Source organism: Rhodococcoides sp. S146-33 (assembly GCF_059489205.1).
In genome coordinates, this window is the sequence record NZ_JCAJWY010000002.1 from 724,487 (window position 1) to 740,601 (window position 16,115).

The window sequence follows — 16,115 nt, forward strand, 5'->3', positions numbered from 1 at the left end:
GAGGCGATCTCTCAACCCACTCGCAACGACGTGACCGTCCACCCGGGACGGCGTGGATCGACGGCCAGCTCTATCCGGCCGGCGAAGGCGAACATTCGCGGGCCACGGGTGTACGAGCCGAATACTTCCGCGGAGACATCGGACTGGTACACGACGTGCACCCGGTGTACCGCTGCGAACCCGAGCCGTCGCCCCGGCGGCGGATTGCGAACGATGGTGCGCACCAGGTCGATCATCGGGGTGCTGAACAGCCCCGAGAGTTGATCTGCGCTTCGGCGGCGGTCGATCACTTCGATCAGCATGCGCATCGCGCGGTCCGCCGACGACTTCGCGTCGGCGGGCACGACCGGCCGACCTGCCGGGTCGGCGCGTCGTCGAGAGCGGTTGCTGCGCACCGATGTTCGGTGTACTACCGGCTTCGGCTCGGCGGCGGCCGCCGGATCCCACGTGTGGACGGCCGCCGACGACAGCGGCGGCTCGAAGGGAGCGGCACGCGAAAGGAAGCAGTGCGGCTCGGCAGGTAGCCGATGACTCGTCCCGGGAATGCTGGGGGTGTCCGGCGGTTCGTTCGTTTCCATGACGCTCACACCGACATTGACGGTCCCCGAAGGCGTTCGGTTCCCCGACGAAGCAGGTCTGCCCCCGCGACACGAGTACTCGACCGACCCCGCGACCGGCGGTCGTCCGCCCCGTACTCTAGGTTCGAGCCACACCGCGCGCTCGACCTACTCGAACGGGTGCGAACTCCACGCAAGGACGGAGACTGGAACACGCGATGGCGACCAGACTGACAGCGCAGGATGCGTCGTTCTACTTTCTCGAGGCCAGCAGCAGTCCCATGCACCTCGGCTCGCTCGCGATCTTTCGGACCCCCCGCAGCGGGTTCAGTTACGACCGTCTGCTGTCGCTGGTCGAACAGCGATTGGCGCTGGTTCCCCGGTATCGGCAGAAGGTCCGCGAAGTCGCATTCGGTCTGGCCAGGCCGGTATGGGTCGACGACACGGATTTCGACATCACTTACCACATCCGACGCTCGGCGCTTCCGAAACCGGGTTCGGACGATCAGTTGCACGATCTGATCGCACGGTTGACCTCGCGACCCCTCGACCGCACTCGGCCGCTGTGGGAGATGTACCTCGTCGAGGGACTGTCGAAGAACCGTTTTGCGATCTTCACCAAGTCTCATTCGGCGCTCGTCGACGGCGAACACGCACTCGACATCGGTCAGGTCATCCTCGACGCGAGCAAGAATCCACCGCCGGTTGCGGAGGAGCTGTGGATGCCCGCTCGCGAGCCCAAGGACTCGGCGCTCGTCATCGACGCGCTGACCGAGCTGGTCGTGCGGCCGGGGGAGAGTCTCGAGGCGCTGCGCGGCGCAGTGAACGGTATGGCCGGTGTCGCGGGTGACGCGGTGCGTGCTGCTGGGAAGGTTGCAGCCTTGCTGCGCACCGCAACCCAGAGCGCTCCGTCGAGTCCGCTCAACGCTCCGATTTCGCGCAACCGCAGATTCGCGGTAGCCAAGACCGAGCTGTCGGATTATCGCAAGATTCACAATCGTTTCGGTTGCTCGATCAACGACGTGGTGCTCGCGGTCGTCACCGGCGCGTTGCGAAACTGGTTGCTGTCGCGCGGCGAACCCGTGACCGCGTCGTCGACTGTGAGGGCCATGGTGCCGATGTCGGTGTACGTCTCGGCGGATCGGGTCGGTTTCGGCGATGTGGGCGACAGGCCCACCGAGCCGACCGAGGAGGATCGCAGCGAGATCTCCTCTTTCCTCGTGGACCTGCCCGTGGGTGAGTCGAACGCGGTGGTCCGGCTCTCGCACATCGCACACGCCACCGAGGCGCACGCCAATCAGAGTCGCGGCGTCACTGCACAGACACTGATGCGTATCACCGGATTTGCGCCTGCGAGCCTGCACGCCATGGGCGCGCGGGCAGGCAGTCGACTGTCTCAGCGGGTGTTCAATTTGATCGTCACCAATGCTCCAGGACCGCAGTTTCCCCTCTACGTCGGCGGCGCACGCATGCTCGAGATGTATCCGGTCTCGCCCTTGTTCGAGAACCAGGCGATGAGCATCGGCTTGACGTCGTACGACGGTTTCGTGTTCTTCGGGCTCAATGCCGATCGAGGTGCCATGCCCGACGTGGATGTGATGACGGCATTGCTACACGAGGCGCTGGAAGAATTGGTCGACGCGAGTAACGAATCGAGAGTGTGAGGTCTTCTGCCATGCGTGTCTACGTTCCAGCGACGCTGGAGTTCCTGAGAGTGTTGTCTGCGGACGGTGTGTTCAGCCCGGTCTCGCGGACGGCGTTCGCGGTGACGCCGACTCTGCGTGAGGCATACTCCTCCGGCGACGACGAGGAGTTGGCCGAAGTGGCGATGGGGGAGGCTGCGCGGGCTTCGCTGCGCTTGATCGCAGCGGCCGTCGACGACGAAGCCGACACCGGCACGGTCGCCGAGGGAGTGGTGTATCGGCGAGCAGTGATCGCGGCCGACGTGGACGACCCCACCCTGCGGCCCGATCTCGATGATGCCGTCGTCCGGTTGAAAGAACCCCTCCGGATGGATCAGGTCGCGTCGGTCCACGTCGATCTCGAAGGTGCCGAATCGGCAGTCGCCAAGGCTGCGGCGGCCGTGGATGCTGCCGACATGGGTGACGCCGACGCGGAGTTCGTGCTCGGGGACGCCGAGGATCACACGCTGGCGTGGTACGCCCCGCAGGAGTTGTCGTTTCTCCTCGAACTGCTGTGATTACGCTGTGATCGTCCCCGCACCATTGCGGCGAAGGTGAACCCGACCGCGAACCTACGGTAGCGTAACCTCGATGGCCGGATGCGGCGCGGAGTCTCGATCGAGGGGATGGAACACCCGATGGATCTGAAGAAATGGCTGGAAGCTCCTACGGCCGGCGTCTCGTCGCCCAGGCGTCCCAGATTGAACATGGTGCGTGGTGCTTTCACCCGCATCACCACTCCCTTGCTGCCCGACGACTACCTGCATCTGGCGAACCCGCTGTGGTCGGCGCGTGAGTTGCGAGGCCGCATCGTGCGAGTGGAGCAAGAGACGGCAACTGCGGTGACACTGGTGATCAGGCCTGGTTGGGGATTCAATTTCGACTATCAGCCGGGCCAGTACATCGGAATCGGCCTGCATCTCGGTGGGCGGTGGCATTGGCGGTCGTATTCGTTGACCTCGCCGCCGAACTGGGAAGACAAGCTGATTTCCATCACGGTCAAGGCGATGCCCGAGGGCTTCTTGTCCTCGCACCTCGTGGGCGGCGTGCCGCAGGGGACGATCGTTCGCCTGGCGGCGCCGAAAGGAAATTTCGCGCTGCCGGTTCCACCGCCGAACAAGATCCTCTTCGTCACTGCGGGCAGCGGCATCACTCCGATCATCTCGATGCTGCGGGCGCTCGATCGACACGGGGACATGCCCGACACGGTGCACATCCACTCGGCTCCCACCGAGGACGAGGTCATGTTCGCCGCCGAGCTCTCCGCGTTGGAGAAGTCGCACCCCAACTTCACATCCCATGTGCAGTTGACGCGATCCGACGGCAAATTCGCGCTCGCCTCGCTCGACGAGCTGTACCCGGATTGGCGGACGCGTGATACCTGGGCCTGTGGCCCCGCGGCGCTCCTCGAAGAGATCGAGAAGACGTGGAAGCGCGAGGGCATCGAGGACAGGCTTCACCTCGAGAGGTTCGAGATCTCCAGGGCCGACACTTCGGGTGCGGGCGGCACCGTGACGTTCTCCAAGTCGGACAAGAACGTTGCGGTCGACGGGGCCACTAGCCTTCTCGAAGCGGGGGAGAGTCTCGGAGTTCAGATGCCGTTCGGCTGCCGGATGGGCATCTGCCAGACGTGTGTGGTCCCGTTGACCGCAGGGCACGTCATCGACCTTCGTTCCGGCAAGGAGCACAGCGAGGGTGATCGTGTGCAAACGTGCATTTCCGCTGCTGCGGGCGACTGCACATTGGAACTGTAGGTCTGTTTCTCGCACACCGACTTCTCAGGCTGTTCGGTTACGCTTACGTAGGTTGCCCATGACGAACCACGATATTTCGGGCACTGCACTCAACTGTTGGAGGACCCGGTGGCCATCACCGATATCAAAGAATTCGCGCACCTGAGCGAAGAAGACATGGAAGCCTTCGGGCGCGAGCTGGACGCTATCCGCCGCGACGTCGAGGACAGCCGCGGTGAACGCGACGCCGCGTACATTCGCCGTACGATCCGGCTGCAGCGACTACTGGAACTCGGTGGGCGCGCAGTGTTGCTCGGTAGCAAATATCGACCGGCCTGGCTTGCCGGCACCGCGATGCTCAGCGTCGCGAAGATCATCGAGAACATGGAACTCGGCCACAACGTCATGCACGGCCAGTGGGACTGGATGAACGACCCGGAGATTCATTCCGTGTCGTGGGAGTGGGACCAGACCGGGCCGTCCGAGCAGTGGAAACGAGCGCACAACTACTCGCACCACACGTACACCAACATCGTCGGAATGGACGACGACATCGGCTTCGGCATCCTGCGCATGACCCGGGACGAGCCGTGGAAGCCGATCAACCTGATTCAACCGCTCGCGAACATCGTGCTGGCCACCACGTTCGAGTGGGGTATCGCGCTGCACGATTACGACGCTCAGAAGGAGTTGGACGGTGTCGACGAACAGGGTCTGTTCAAGTCACCGGCGAGCCGCGCGTTCGCGCGCAAGATTGCCAAGCAGGTCGGTAAGGACTTCGTTCTGTTCCCGGCGTTGACGGGTCCGGCGTGGAAGTCGACGCTGACTGCCAACGCCACGGCCAACTTGATCCGGAACCTCTGGGCGTACGCGGTGATCTTCTGCGGACATTTTCCGGACGGTGCCGAGAAATTCACGATCGGCCAGTTCGAGACCGAGACGCGCCCCGAGTGGTACCTGCGTCAGATGCTGGGCAGTGCGAACTTCGAGGCCGGTCCGGTCATGGCCTTCATGAGCGGCAACCTCTGCTACCAGATCGAGCACCACATGTTCCCGGACCTGCCGAGCAACCGTTACTCGGAGATCTCCGAGAAGGTGCACGCCTTGTGCGAGAAGTACGATCTGCCGTACACGACCGGCTCGCTGGGCAAGCAGTACCTGCTGGCGCTGCGGACAATCCACAAGCTGTCGCTTCCCGATTCGTGGTTGCGTGCCACGTCCGACAACGCTCCCGAGACGTCGTCCGAGCGGCGATGGCGGGTGGGAGATTCACCGGCCGTTCATGCACTACGAATCGATCCGCTGACCGGCCAGCGTCGAGGCCTACGTTCGGCGATGCAGGAAGCGCGGGTGAGCTTGCGCAACGCCAAGAAGGAAGCCAAGCGTCAAGCGAAGGCGCTTCGACGTTCTGGCGACCGCACATCGTTGTGAATCGTCACACAGATTTCCGCCGCTAACCTACGGGACCGTAAGTTACGTTACGGTAGGTGATGAAATTGCACATGGCCTGATACGCGAGCTGTGTGTTCACGACTGCCAGGAGGTTGTTTCCCATGGCGATTACGGACGTCAAAGAGTACGCGCATCTGACCGATGCCGACATCGAGTCGTTGGGCCACGAGCTCGACGCCATCCGGCGTGACATCGAAGCGTCCCGCGGTGAGCGCGACGCTCGGTATGTCAAGAACACCATTCGCTTGCAACGATCCCTCGACATCGGTGGCCGGGCCGTGCTCTTCGCCAGCCGCCGGCGCCCCGCATGGCTCGTCGGCACCGCCATGCTCGGGGTCGCGAAGATCATCGAGAACATGGAACTCGGCCACAACGTCATGCACGGCCAGTGGGACTGGATGAACGACCCCGAGATCCACTCCACCTCGTGGGAGTGGGACAACACGGGTCCGTCGGCGCACTGGAAGCAGACGCACAACTACATTCACCACAAGTACACCAACGTGTTGGGAATGGACGACGACGTCGGCTACGGCCTGCTCCGCGTCACCCGAGATCAGCGTTGGAAGCCGTTCAACCTCGGTAACCCCGTCTACAACCTGCTGCTGCAGCTGTTCTTCGAGTACGGCGTGGCCCTGCAGCACCTCGAACTGGGCAAGGTCGCCAAGGGACGGGTGCCTCGCGAGGAGTTCGAGCAGAAGCGACGCGAAGTGCTCGAGAAAGTCGGCAAGCAGATCGGCAAGGACTACGTCCTGCACCCCTTGCTCACCGGTCCGGCATGGAAGAGCACGTTGACGGCGAACATCGTCGCCAACATGATGCGCAACGTGTGGACCAACACGGTCATCTTCTGTGGTCATTTCCCGGACGGGGCGGAGAAGTTCACCAAGTCCGACATGGAAGGCGAGACACAGGGGCAGTGGTACCTGCGTCAGATGCTCGGCAGTGCCAACTTCAATGCCGGCCCCGTCATGGAGTTCATGAGCGGTAACCTGTGCTACCAGATCGAGCACCACCTGTTCCCCGACCTTCCCAGCAATAGACTGCGGGAAATCAAGGTTCGGGTTCTCGAGCTCGCCGAGAAGTACGACCTGCCTTACACGACCGGTTCCATCGTGCACCAGTACTTCTTGTCGTGGCGCACCATCGCCAAGCTCTCGCTGCCCAACAAGTACTTGAAGGCAACGAGCGACGACGCTCCCGAGACCGCGTCGGAGCGTAAGTGGGCCGACGCTCCCGCCGGCCTGTTCGCCGTCGATCCCGAGACGGGAAAGCGTCGCGGTCTCCGAACGGCGATCGCAGAAACCAAGAAGCGCAAGGGAATTCGCAAGCTGGTCGGCAAGGCAGCCTGACCGCCACCGATTCACGAGTGAAGCCTGGTAGAGACCCGTGGGTGTCTACCAGGCTTCGTTCGTTCGAACGGCTTCGAGGAGTAGGCGCACGGCAGCGACGCGTCGTGCCGCATCACCGGTGAGGGAGTCGAGGGCACATTCGGGATCGGCCGGCGGGCCGAGGTGGGTGCACCCACGCGGGCAGTCTTCGATGGTGTCGGCCAGATCGGAGAACGCGGCGACGACGTTCTCGGGGGAGATGTGCGCCAGTCCGAACGATCTGATGCCCGGTGTGTCGACCACCCAGCCGCCGCCCGGCAGCGGTAGCGCCACCGACTGCGTCGAGGTGTGACGGCCCTTCCCGACACCTGAGACCACTCCCGTAGCCCGATAGGCATCGGGCACCAATCTGTTGACGAGTGTGGACTTTCCGACGCCCGAGTGGCCGATCAGGGCGGTCACCTGGTTCGTCAGCATCGCGGTCAAGTCGGTGAGGTCCTCGGACTGACCTGCCAACACCACGGGGACATCGAGATCGGCGAATGCCGCGGTGAATTCCCCGGGGGCGGCCAAGTCGCTCTTCGTCAGGCACAGCACGGGTTCGAGGCCACCGACGTAGGCGGCAACCAGCGCTCGCTCGACGAAACCGGTGCGCGGCGGCGGGTCTGCGAGTGCCGCGACAATGAGCAACCTGTCTGCATTGGCCACGACGACGCGCTCGAACGGGTCGGTGTCGTCGGCGGTACGCCGCAGGACCGTGCGGCGTTCGGCCACGCGCACGATCCGGGCCAGGGTGTCGACCTTGCCCGACAGATCTCCGACGATGCCGACCTCGTCGCCCACCACGATCGGGGTTCGGCCCAGCTCGCGGGCGCGCATGGTCACCACGGGCCGGTTCGGGTCGCCGCCGAGTACGCAGCCCCATCGGCCGCGGTCGACCGATACGACCATTCCCGCTTCGGCGTCGTTGTGTTCCGGCCGAGTCTTGGTGCGTGGGCGAGAACTCTTGCCGGGTCGAATACGGACGTCGGATTCGTCGTAACGACGGGCGGTCAGGAGCCGACCTCGCTCGGTGTGGTGGTGGACAGCATTGCGTCCCAGAGCTTCTCGAAGCCCGGAAGGGTCTTGGCTGTGGTGCCGATGTCGTCGACCTCGACGCCGGGGACGCGTAATCCGACGATGGCACCGGCCGTTGCCATTCGGTGATCGGCATAGGCGCGCCAGCTGCCGCCGTGCAGCGGAGCCGGATCGATCCGGATGCCGTCGTCGGTTTCCACCGCGCGCCCACCGAGCCGGACGATTTCGGTGGTGAGCGCCGCAAGTCGGTCGGTCTCGTGGCCACGAAGATGTGCGATGCCACGAAGAATCGACGGTCCCTCGGCGAGGGCGGCGAGCGCCGCGACCGTCGGTGTCAGCTCGCCGACATCATGGAGATCGAAGTCTATGCCGCGCAACGTGTCCGGACCCTCCACCGTGAGGGAGCCGGCAGTCAGATCGACGCGAGCCCCCATCAGTGCGAGTATCTCCCGGATCGCGTCACCGGGCTGGGTGGTCGACTCCGGCCAATTCGGAACGCGCACTCTGCCTCTCGTGACCGCTGCAGCGGCCAGGAACGGGGTGGCATTGGACAGATCGGGCTCGATGGCCCACTCGATCGGTGTGATCGGACCCGGGTACACCCGCCAGGTGTTCGCATCGCCGCCGGATTCGGGAGTGTCGACGCGAACTCCGGCTCGCCTCAACATCTCTACGGTCATGTCTATGTGCGGCATGGACGGAACGGGCTTGCCGGTGTGGTGGATTTCGATGCCCTCGTCGAAGGCTGCCGCCGAGAGCATCAGGCCGGAGACGAACTGCGAGGAGCCGGAGGCGTCGATCTCCACGGATCCGCCGCGCAGCGAGCCCGTACCGCGCATCGTGAACGGAAGCGCGCTGCCTCCGATCTCGGCACCCACGGCGCGCAACGCGTCGAGGATCGTGTCGAGAGGGCGAATGCGTGCCTGCTCATCGCCGTCGAAGGACACTTCGCCGTCGGCGAGTGCGGCGAGTGGCGGAACGAAGCGCATGACGGTACCTGCCAGCCCGCACTCCACCGATCCGCCGTGCAGCGGTGCCGGAGTGACTCGCAGTGTCGTTTCGTCGTTGTCTGCGGCAACGATCTCGATCCCGAGAGTCCGCAGAGCGTCGATCATGAGGTCGGTGTCGCGGCTGCGAAGGGCACCGGTGATCGTCGACGCGCCGGATGCGAGGGAGGCGATGATCAGTGCGCGATTGGTGATGGATTTCGATCCCGGCAGGGTGACTGTCGCATCGACGGGTGCGGCCGCGACGGGTGCTGTCCAATTGCTCACGCGTCCATCTTCGCTCATTCGCGATCAGCGCGCGGCGATGGGCGCGGTTGTGGCGCGGGTGAGTCGGACGAGGTCGGCCGGGGCGAGTTCGATTTCCAAGCCGCGGCGTCCCGCGCTGCACAGAATCGTCTCGAATGTCAGAGCGGAGTCGTCGATGGCTGTGGGGAGGGGCTTGCGTTGGCCGAGAGGTGAAATTCCGCCGAAGACGTAGCCGGAGGAGCGCTCGGCGGCAGCCCGTTCTGCCATGGCGATCTTTCTGGTGGACAGTGCTGTTGCTGCGGACTTGAGCGAGAGCATCGTCGTGACGGGAACGACCGCGACGGCGAGCGACCGGTCCGACCGTTCGACGATCAGGGTCTTGAAGACTTGTTCCGGTCGCACTCCGAGTCGCTCGACGAGTACCTGCGCCGCCTCCTGGCCGAAGGATTGCGCACTGGGATCGTGGTCGTACGAATGCACGATGTGCGCCACCTTTCGTGCGGTGAGCAGCGCGAGAGCGGGGGTCGACGCAGCCATCCGCCGAACTCTAGTTCCGGCGCGGGAACACGGCGGCGGCGACCTGTGTTGTGTAACCACAGATACGGATGCAGGCGGAAGGAATGACGAATGGCAGTGCTGACCGCGGGACGTCCCCTCGCATTGAAGGGGGTGATCTCTTCGCAGAAGTCGACTTCGGGCGCGGTAGCCTGGGCGGCGGAAGCTATCGAAGGGATCAGCGTGACAGAAGCCAGCAATCCCGTCGCTCCAGTGGACGACGAGAAGGCGATCGCGGAGCAGAGGGCAGCCGAGACCGAAGCGCAGTTGACCGAGCGCTTCGAGCGCGACGCGCTGCCGATGCTCGATCAGCTGTACGGCGCGGCGTTGCGGATGACGCGTAACCCTGCCGATGCCGAGGACTTGGTTCAGGAAACGTTCGTGAAGGCCTACTCGGCTTTCCGCTCGTTCCGCGAGGGTACGAACCTGAAGGCCTGGCTGTACCGGATCCTCACCAACACCTACATCAACTCCTACCGCAAGAAGCAGCGCCAGCCCGCTCAGTACCCCACCGACGAGATCAGCGACTGGCAGCTTGCTGCGACCGCCGAGCACACGTCGATAGGGCTGCGTTCTGCGGAGGTGGAGGCGCTGGACGCGTTGCCGGACGACGACATCAAAGCGGCGTTGCAGTCTCTTCCCGAAGAGTTTCGGATGGCCGTCTACTACGCAGACGTGGAAGGTTTTCCGTACAAGGAGATTGCCGAGATCATGGGAACTCCCATCGGAACCGTCATGTCGCGTCTGCATCGCGGGCGCAAGCAACTTCGAGGACTGTTGGCCGACGTGGCGCGCGAGCGTGGTTTCAACCGTGGCGGCGCAGTCGACCGGCACGAGCAGGAGGTAGTCCAGTGACCCGCACCGGCAACACCGACGGAGACGAGCAGTTCGAGCGACTCGATTGCTCTGCGGTCATCGCGGACGTGTGGATCATGCTCGACAACGAGTGCGACGAGGCCAGCCGGACGCGCCTGCAGAAGCACATCGACGAGTGTGGTTCGTGCTTCGAGGCCTACGGAATCGAGGAAAAGGTCAAGCGGCTGATCTCTCGCAAGTGTGGAGGGGACCAAGCACCGGCCGGTCTGCGCGAACGGCTGAGCGTCGAGATCCGCCGGACCGTGCTCACTCGCCAGAGCGACTCCGAATAAGCGAAGAACGAGTCAGCGAACCCCAGACCCGCAAACCGACGAGGGGCCGAGAAGCATCCGCTTCTCGGCCCCTCGTGGCGTGTGGCAAACCGTCAGCTGTTCGGACGTTTGCCGTGGTTGGCCTTGTTGCCCTTACGAGCACGCTTCTTACGTCCACGCTTTCCCATGATGGGCTCCTCTCGTTTGTTCACTACAGTCTCCCACGTGTGATTGGCTTACTGTGACGGGCCTGGTCTCCGGTAGGTGTCCAGCGCAGTTCGTGGTGACGTGAGAGAGGGGTTCGCCGATGTCCGAGGACGTTCGCGCGGAAATGGTGTCCACGGTGTTTCAGGTGGTCGTGACCCGAGGCGACGCGGTCCAGGTGGGTGACACCCTGGTGATCCTGGAGTCGATGAAGATGGAAATTCCGGTGCTGGCCGAGACCGCGGGCACCGTCACCTCCGTGGACGTGGCCGTCGGCGACGTCATCCAACAGGGCGACCTCATCGCCGTCGTGTCCTGAGCCACGGCCCACCGATATCTCGTGTCGACCCTCAGTGACCTGTTGGCCGAACACACCGACCTCCCTGGCGTCGCGGTAGACCACCTGCAACGTGTCGTGGGGGAGTGGCAGCTGCTGGCCGATCTCTCGTTCGCGGACGTGTTGCTGTGGGTCGGTACCGACGACGTGTCCAGCGGAACCGCCGACGTGCTGTGTGTTGCCCAGTGTCGGCCGACCACTGCGCCGACGGTGTTCACCCACGACATCGTGGGCACTACCATCTCCGAGTCCGAGCACCCGGATGTGATGGTCGCTCTGCAACAGCGGGAGATCGTCCAGGGAGGCGTCCTGACGCGAACCGAGAGCATTCCGGTGCGCTGCGGCGAGCACGTGATCGCGGTGCTCACGCGAGACACCAACCCGGCGCAGCTCCGACCGCCCAGTGCGCTCGAGGTGGCCTACCGTGAATGCGCCGACGATCTGTGTCTCATGATCAGCGAAGGAACGTTCCCCACACCTGAGGAGCGCACCGATGTGAACTCGTCTCCCCGGGCAGGCGACGGCTTCATTCGCGTGGACACCGAGGGCCGGGTGGACTACGCGAGCCCCAATGCGCTCTCGGCCTATCACCGGATGGGACTGACGACGGAACTGTCCGGCCGAGATCTCGCGTCGGTCACGAGATCGCTGGTCACCGACCCGTTCGACTCGCAAGAGGTTGCCGACCACATCCGGTCGTCTCTCGGTGGCAATGTGGGCCATCGTATGGAGGTCGACGCCCGCGGTGCCACCGTTCTCGTACGTACTCTCGCGCTTCAGCCCCGTGGGCGGTCGGCAGGTGCTGCAGTGCTCGTTCGTGATGTCACCGAGGTGAAGCGACGCGATCGGGCCCTGCTCAGCAAGGACGCGACCATTCGAGAGATCCATCATCGAGTGAAGAACAATCTGCAGACCGTTGCGGCCCTGCTCCGGCTGCAGTCTCGGCGACTGGAGAACGAGGAGGCACGCACCGCGCTGGCAGAGTCGGTTCGTCGGGTGACGTCCATCGCGCTGGTACACGAAATGTTGTCGATGTCGGTGGACGAGGAGGTCGACCTCGACGAGATAGTCGACCGATTGGTGCCGATAATGCTCGATATCGCGACGGTCAATCCGCGGGTCCGAGTGATGCGCGAAGGCAAGCTCGGAGTCTTTTCGGCAGAACGAGCAACACCGCTGGTGATGGTGCTGACCGAACTGGTGCAGAACGCAATGGAGCACGGTTTCGACGCCGGATCTGCCGGAGTGGTGAGAATCAGCGCCGATCGCTCCGCAAAATGGCTGGACGTGGTCATCCACGACGACGGGCGTGGGTTACCGAGCGGGTTCTCGCTGGAGCGCTCGGACGGCCTGGGCTTGCAGATCGTCCGCACCCTGGTGTCGGTGGAGCTGAACGGATCGCTCGGCCTTCATCCCGCGGCCGGCGGAGGAACGGACGCGATGCTCAGGGTTCCACTGGGCCGACGCGTTCCCAGACCTTGATGGGAATGTTCGATGAACAGTACGTAACGTCGTCAGGACACCCGGGACACAGAAAAGCCCGGTACTCGCTCACGCGAGTACCGGGCTTTTCTGTGTTGTCGTGTTGTACGTCCTAGACGGAGCTGCGTGCGCGCGTACGTGCGTTGCGTCGCTTGAGTGCACGGCGCTCGTCTTCACTCATTGCGCCCCATACTCCTGCGTCCTGGCCGGATTCGAGTGCCCAGGACAGGCATTCAGCGGTGACGGGGCACCGAGTACAGACGACTTTGGCATCGGCGATCTGCGCGAGCGCCGGGCCACTGTTTCCCACCGGGAAAAATAGTTCCGGATCTTCATCGCGACAAATTGCCTTGTGGCGCCAGTCCATCCTCTGCTCCTTACCGGGCGCCGAAGCGCCGTTTCGTTTCTCTTCTGTTCACGAGTGGGTAACCAATGTTTCCGCACTGTTGCTTGTGAATGCTTTCACGAACTCAGGCGAAGTCAAGGGATACGCGCGTGTCCGTGGTCAAGCTCACTCTGTTAGGCTCGCTTTAGCCTTCTGCGCTCCTTTGTACCCCGACTCGAGACTTTTCGCTCGTAATTGCGAAGGAAAGTGCTCAAAACTGCTGCTCGCGCCCTGGTGGCGGCGGCATTCAGGTGTTCGGAGCCACGACTTCCAAGGCGTCCGGGGTGGAGAAGAACTCTGCTTCGGTGCGTTCGCCCAGGTAGTCGCCATCCATCTGCAGGCCTACCGGCGCGGTCGAGGATATGCGAACACTCGGAACGTCGTCGATTCGAATGAGCTTGCGCGACTTGGGTTCTGCGCCCTTTGCCAACAGCTGACGTGATACCCGAAGCGTCGGGAAAAGGGCTGTGGAGCGCATGCCGAACACGCCGAGACCCGACTCGAAACTCGTGCCGGGATTGGTGTGCACCGGGCGCTGGTTCAGATACGTCCACGGGCTCGAGTTGGACACGAACGCATAGTGCACATCGTCGAACGGATCCTCTCCGGGAACCTGCACCGTCAACTGAGCCGGACGCCGCTTGTGCTTGAAGAATTCCTGCACCGCAGACCGGACGTACCTGGTGGCCGACACCGGCTTGCCGTCCTTGCGACCGGCATCGATCGCCCGACATACATCGGCATCCAAACCCATACCCGCATTGAATGTGAACCACCGATTGTCGCAGTGACCCAACCCGATCCTCCGGCGCGCACGGGCGTCGAGCAGGCCGATCAGCTGATTCGTCGCCGCCACCGGATCCGCCTCGATACCCAGAGAACGAGCGAACACGTTGGCACTGCCGCCGGGAACGACGGCGATCGGCGGAATGGCACCGATCGTCACCGCCTGCATCGACGTCGGTAACGGCACACCCAGCAATCCGTTGATCACCTCGTTGACAGTCCCGTCGCCACCGTGCACGATCACCAGGCCCATCCCGTCCTCACGGGCACCCCGGGCCAGCTCGGACGCGTGGTCACGATGAGTAGTCTGCGCCACCGTCACCCGCACCCGACTCGACAACGCATGGGCCAGCAGATCCCGAGCCGCAGCCGTCGTGGAAGTCGCATTGGGGTTGACGATCAGCAGCGCACGCACGAGGGCCAACACTATCGGGGCCGTTCCGCAGGCTCCACTCCCGCCTCGAGTGGGTCGTTCCGCACGCTCCACTGCGGGGTTGAGTGGGTCGTTCCGCAGGCTCCACTCCCGCCTCGAGTGGGTCGTTCCGCAGGCTCCACTCCCGTGTTGCCTAGGCTGGTCGCGTGCCCACATCGACACCCGAGAACATCGTTCCGCCGGCCACCTTCCGATCCGCTGGGGTCCTCGTCGCGGCGCAGGGCGCGGCGTCGTTGATTGCCGCGTTCGTTCTACTGGTTCGGGCGATCTCCGGCGAAGGAGACAACGCTGTTGCCAACGGCTACGGCACCGCCGGGTGGTTCGGCGTACTGGGTATGGGAGTCGGGGCTGCCGGCGTCGCACTCATTCTCGGCAAACGCTGGGGCAGAGCCGTTGCCACCGTCGTGCAGTTGCTGTTGCTGCCGGTCGTCTGGTCGCTGTTGACCGGATCGAGCCAGACCGTCTACGGCGTCGTTCTCGGCATTGTCGTGATCGGTGTGCTCGTTCTGCTGTTCAGCGCACCCTCGTCGCGGTGGATGGCGGCCGAATACAGCGACGTCGACGACGAACTCGGCTGAATCCGACCCGTCACCGCGCCGTCGCGGCCAACTCGGCCAAGGCCTCCTCGGTCAACCGGAACGTGGTCCACTCGTCCTGCGGCTGCGCACCCAACGATCGGTAGAAGCCGATCGACGGGGTGTTCCAGTTCAGAACCGACCAGGTCAGCCTCGTGTAATCGTGGGCTACGCACTCGGCAGCCAACGCGGCGAGCAACCCTTTTCCGAAGCCTCCTCCGCGCGCGGCCGGCTGTACGTAGAGGTCCTCCAGGTAGATGCCGTTGACGCCGTCCCACGTGGAGAAGTTCAGGAACCAGAGTGCGCACCCCACGACGACCCCCTCCTGGTCGGCGACGTGCGCGAACACCGACGGCTGGGCACCGAACAGCGCACGACGAAGGTGCTCTTCACGGACGGTGCACAGAGACGACGACTTCTCGTACGCAGCGAGTTCGTGCACCAAACCGGTGATGGCGGGAACATCGGCCTCGGTGGCCCGGCGGATCATCGACGGTCCTCTTTCCGAACGGACGCTGCGGTCAGAATCGAGGGGTGCACGTTGTGTGCGACCAGCTGGCGGAAAGAATGCTCGAATCCGAGAAGCGAATACGCGGCGGGCGAGAGCGCAAACCGCTTGCCTTCGGTGATCGAAGCCTCGGTCCAGCCGGCGATGAGTGCCCGGGAGAAGTGGCCGTGACCGACCAACACGACGTCACGATCGGACAGCAGCGGTAGGACGACCGAGAGCACCAGCTCCACTCGCACGGCGATGTCGCCGATCGACTCTCCGCCAGGACACGGATGCGTCCACACCGTCCAATGCGGCACCGTCTCGTGGATCTCCGCCGATGTGATGCCCTCGTAGTCGCCGTAGTCCCACTCGGACAACGCATCCCACGTTCGGTCGATGTGCAGGCCGGCGAGATCGGCGGTCCTGCGGGCGCGCTCCCGCGGACTCGAGATCACCAGAGGATCTTTCAGGTTCAACAAATGCAGCAGTGAGCCGGCGTCGACAGCCTGTTGCTCGCCGACGCTCGTGAGCGGGACGTCCGTGTTGCCGGTGTGTTTACCGGCCAGGGCCCATTCGGTCTCCCCGTGCCGGAGAAGAACAACTCTGCCGGCCTCGACACCGCCGTGTGTGGTCATGAACACGATCATGCCTGT

General features: G+C 64.0%; 19 protein-coding genes. 10 read left to right on the plus strand and 9 right to left on the minus strand.

Annotated elements, in window-relative coordinates; genetic code table 11:
* Positions 1-11: 11 nt before the first annotated feature.
* The gene (locus AC5WEY_RS11870; RefSeq protein ID WP_495646044.1) at positions 12-578 is read right to left on the minus strand and encodes an Rv3235 family protein; all 567 of its coding nucleotides are present in this window, start codon (positions 576-578) and stop codon (positions 12-14) included.
* Between the two features lie 197 nt (positions 579-775).
* Between AC5WEY_RS11870 and AC5WEY_RS11875 the strand changes: the two genes are divergently transcribed.
* The 5 genes from AC5WEY_RS11875 (at position 776) to AC5WEY_RS11895 (ending at position 6,776) form a co-directional block, all read left to right on the plus strand.
* A complete protein-coding gene (locus AC5WEY_RS11875) occupies positions 776-2,221 on the plus strand; it encodes a WS/DGAT/MGAT family O-acyltransferase (RefSeq protein WP_495646045.1) in 1,446 nt (481 codons plus the stop codon).
* 11 nt (positions 2,222-2,232) lie between these two features.
* Entirely contained in the window at positions 2,233-2,757 is a 525-nt protein-coding gene (locus tag AC5WEY_RS11880; RefSeq protein WP_495646046.1) for a DUF6912 family protein, read from the plus strand.
* 120 nt (positions 2,758-2,877) lie between these two features.
* Positions 2,878-3,993 (plus strand): ferredoxin reductase, encoded by a 1,116-nt coding sequence (locus AC5WEY_RS11885; RefSeq protein WP_057477739.1) that lies wholly within the window; start codon positions 2,878-2,880, stop codon positions 3,991-3,993.
* A gap of 108 nt (positions 3,994-4,101) precedes the next feature.
* Entirely contained in the window at positions 4,102-5,403 is a 1,302-nt protein-coding gene (locus tag AC5WEY_RS11890; protein WP_495646047.1) for a fatty acid desaturase family protein, read from the plus strand.
* 122 nt (positions 5,404-5,525) lie between these two features.
* Entirely contained in the window at positions 5,526-6,776 is a 1,251-nt protein-coding gene (locus AC5WEY_RS11895) for a fatty acid desaturase family protein (RefSeq protein WP_057477472.1), read from the plus strand.
* A 45-nt stretch (positions 6,777-6,821) separates the two neighbouring features.
* Here the strand turns inward: AC5WEY_RS11895 and rsgA are convergent, their stop codons facing one another.
* From rsgA to ybaK, 3 genes are read right to left on the minus strand one after another with little or no spacing between them, the layout of a single operon-like run.
* Entirely contained in the window at positions 6,822-7,856 is a 1,035-nt protein-coding gene (rsgA, locus tag AC5WEY_RS11900) for a ribosome small subunit-dependent GTPase A (RefSeq protein WP_495646539.1), read from the minus strand.
* Complete coding sequence (aroA, locus tag AC5WEY_RS11905; RefSeq protein WP_495646048.1) at positions 7,808-9,124, minus strand: 3-phosphoshikimate 1-carboxyvinyltransferase; 1,317 nt, start codon at positions 9,122-9,124, stop codon at positions 7,808-7,810. Before aroA ends, rsgA begins: the two co-directional genes overlap by 49 nt.
* Positions 9,125-9,130: 6 nt before the next feature.
* Positions 9,131-9,622: a Cys-tRNA(Pro) deacylase gene (gene ybaK / locus AC5WEY_RS11910; protein WP_495646049.1), complete on the minus strand. Its 492-nt coding sequence runs from the start codon at positions 9,620-9,622 to the stop codon at positions 9,131-9,133.
* Positions 9,623-9,712: 90 nt separating this feature from the next.
* Between ybaK and AC5WEY_RS11915 the strand changes: the two genes are divergently transcribed.
* Complete coding sequence (locus tag AC5WEY_RS11915) at positions 9,713-10,495, plus strand: sigma-70 family RNA polymerase sigma factor (RefSeq protein WP_495646050.1); 783 nt, start codon at positions 9,713-9,715, stop codon at positions 10,493-10,495.
* Positions 10,492-10,788, plus strand: coding sequence for a mycothiol system anti-sigma-R factor (gene rsrA, locus AC5WEY_RS11920; protein WP_057477476.1), 297 nt, complete (start codon positions 10,492-10,494; stop codon positions 10,786-10,788). Before AC5WEY_RS11915 ends, rsrA begins: the two co-directional genes overlap by 4 nt.
* Positions 10,789-10,880: 92 nt before the next feature.
* Here rsrA and AC5WEY_RS11925 read toward each other — a convergent pair whose 3' ends face one another.
* Positions 10,881-10,955, minus strand: coding sequence for a 50S ribosomal protein bL37 (locus tag AC5WEY_RS11925; protein ID WP_370878772.1), 75 nt, complete (start codon positions 10,953-10,955; stop codon positions 10,881-10,883).
* Between the two features lie 119 nt (positions 10,956-11,074).
* On the opposite strand from AC5WEY_RS11925, the gene AC5WEY_RS11930 reads away from it, so the two are divergent.
* Complete coding sequence (locus AC5WEY_RS11930) at positions 11,075-11,290, plus strand: biotin/lipoyl-binding carrier protein (protein ID WP_057477477.1); 216 nt, start codon at positions 11,075-11,077, stop codon at positions 11,288-11,290.
* Positions 11,291-11,311: 21 nt separating this feature from the next.
* Entirely contained in the window at positions 11,312-12,790 is a 1,479-nt protein-coding gene (locus tag AC5WEY_RS11935) for a sensor histidine kinase (RefSeq protein WP_495646051.1), read from the plus strand.
* A gap of 112 nt (positions 12,791-12,902) precedes the next feature.
* On the opposite strand, the gene AC5WEY_RS11940 is transcribed toward AC5WEY_RS11935, so the two are convergent.
* On the minus strand, positions 12,903-13,157 hold the full coding sequence (locus AC5WEY_RS11940) for a WhiB family transcriptional regulator (RefSeq protein ID WP_032366305.1): 255 nt from the start codon (positions 13,155-13,157) through the stop codon (positions 12,903-12,905).
* A gap of 265 nt (positions 13,158-13,422) precedes the next feature.
* Positions 13,423-14,376 carry a diacylglycerol/lipid kinase family protein gene (locus tag AC5WEY_RS11945; RefSeq protein WP_495646052.1) on the minus strand — a complete coding sequence of 318 codons (954 nt, stop codon included), beginning with the start codon at positions 14,374-14,376 and terminating at the stop codon, positions 13,423-13,425.
* 164 nt (positions 14,377-14,540) lie between these two features.
* Between AC5WEY_RS11945 and AC5WEY_RS11950 the strand changes: the two genes are divergently transcribed.
* Complete coding sequence (locus AC5WEY_RS11950; protein ID WP_495646053.1) at positions 14,541-14,972, plus strand: hypothetical protein; 432 nt, start codon at positions 14,541-14,543, stop codon at positions 14,970-14,972.
* Positions 14,973-14,982: 10 nt separating this feature from the next.
* Here AC5WEY_RS11950 and AC5WEY_RS11955 read toward each other — a convergent pair whose 3' ends face one another.
* Positions 14,983-15,459 (minus strand): GNAT family N-acetyltransferase, encoded by a 477-nt coding sequence (locus AC5WEY_RS11955; protein ID WP_495646054.1) that lies wholly within the window; start codon positions 15,457-15,459, stop codon positions 14,983-14,985.
* Positions 15,456-16,097, minus strand: coding sequence for an acid phosphatase (locus AC5WEY_RS11960; RefSeq protein ID WP_495646055.1), 642 nt, complete (start codon positions 16,095-16,097; stop codon positions 15,456-15,458). The genes AC5WEY_RS11955 and AC5WEY_RS11960 overlap by 4 nt, the downstream gene beginning before the upstream one ends.
* Between the last annotated feature and the right edge of the window lie 18 nt (positions 16,098-16,115).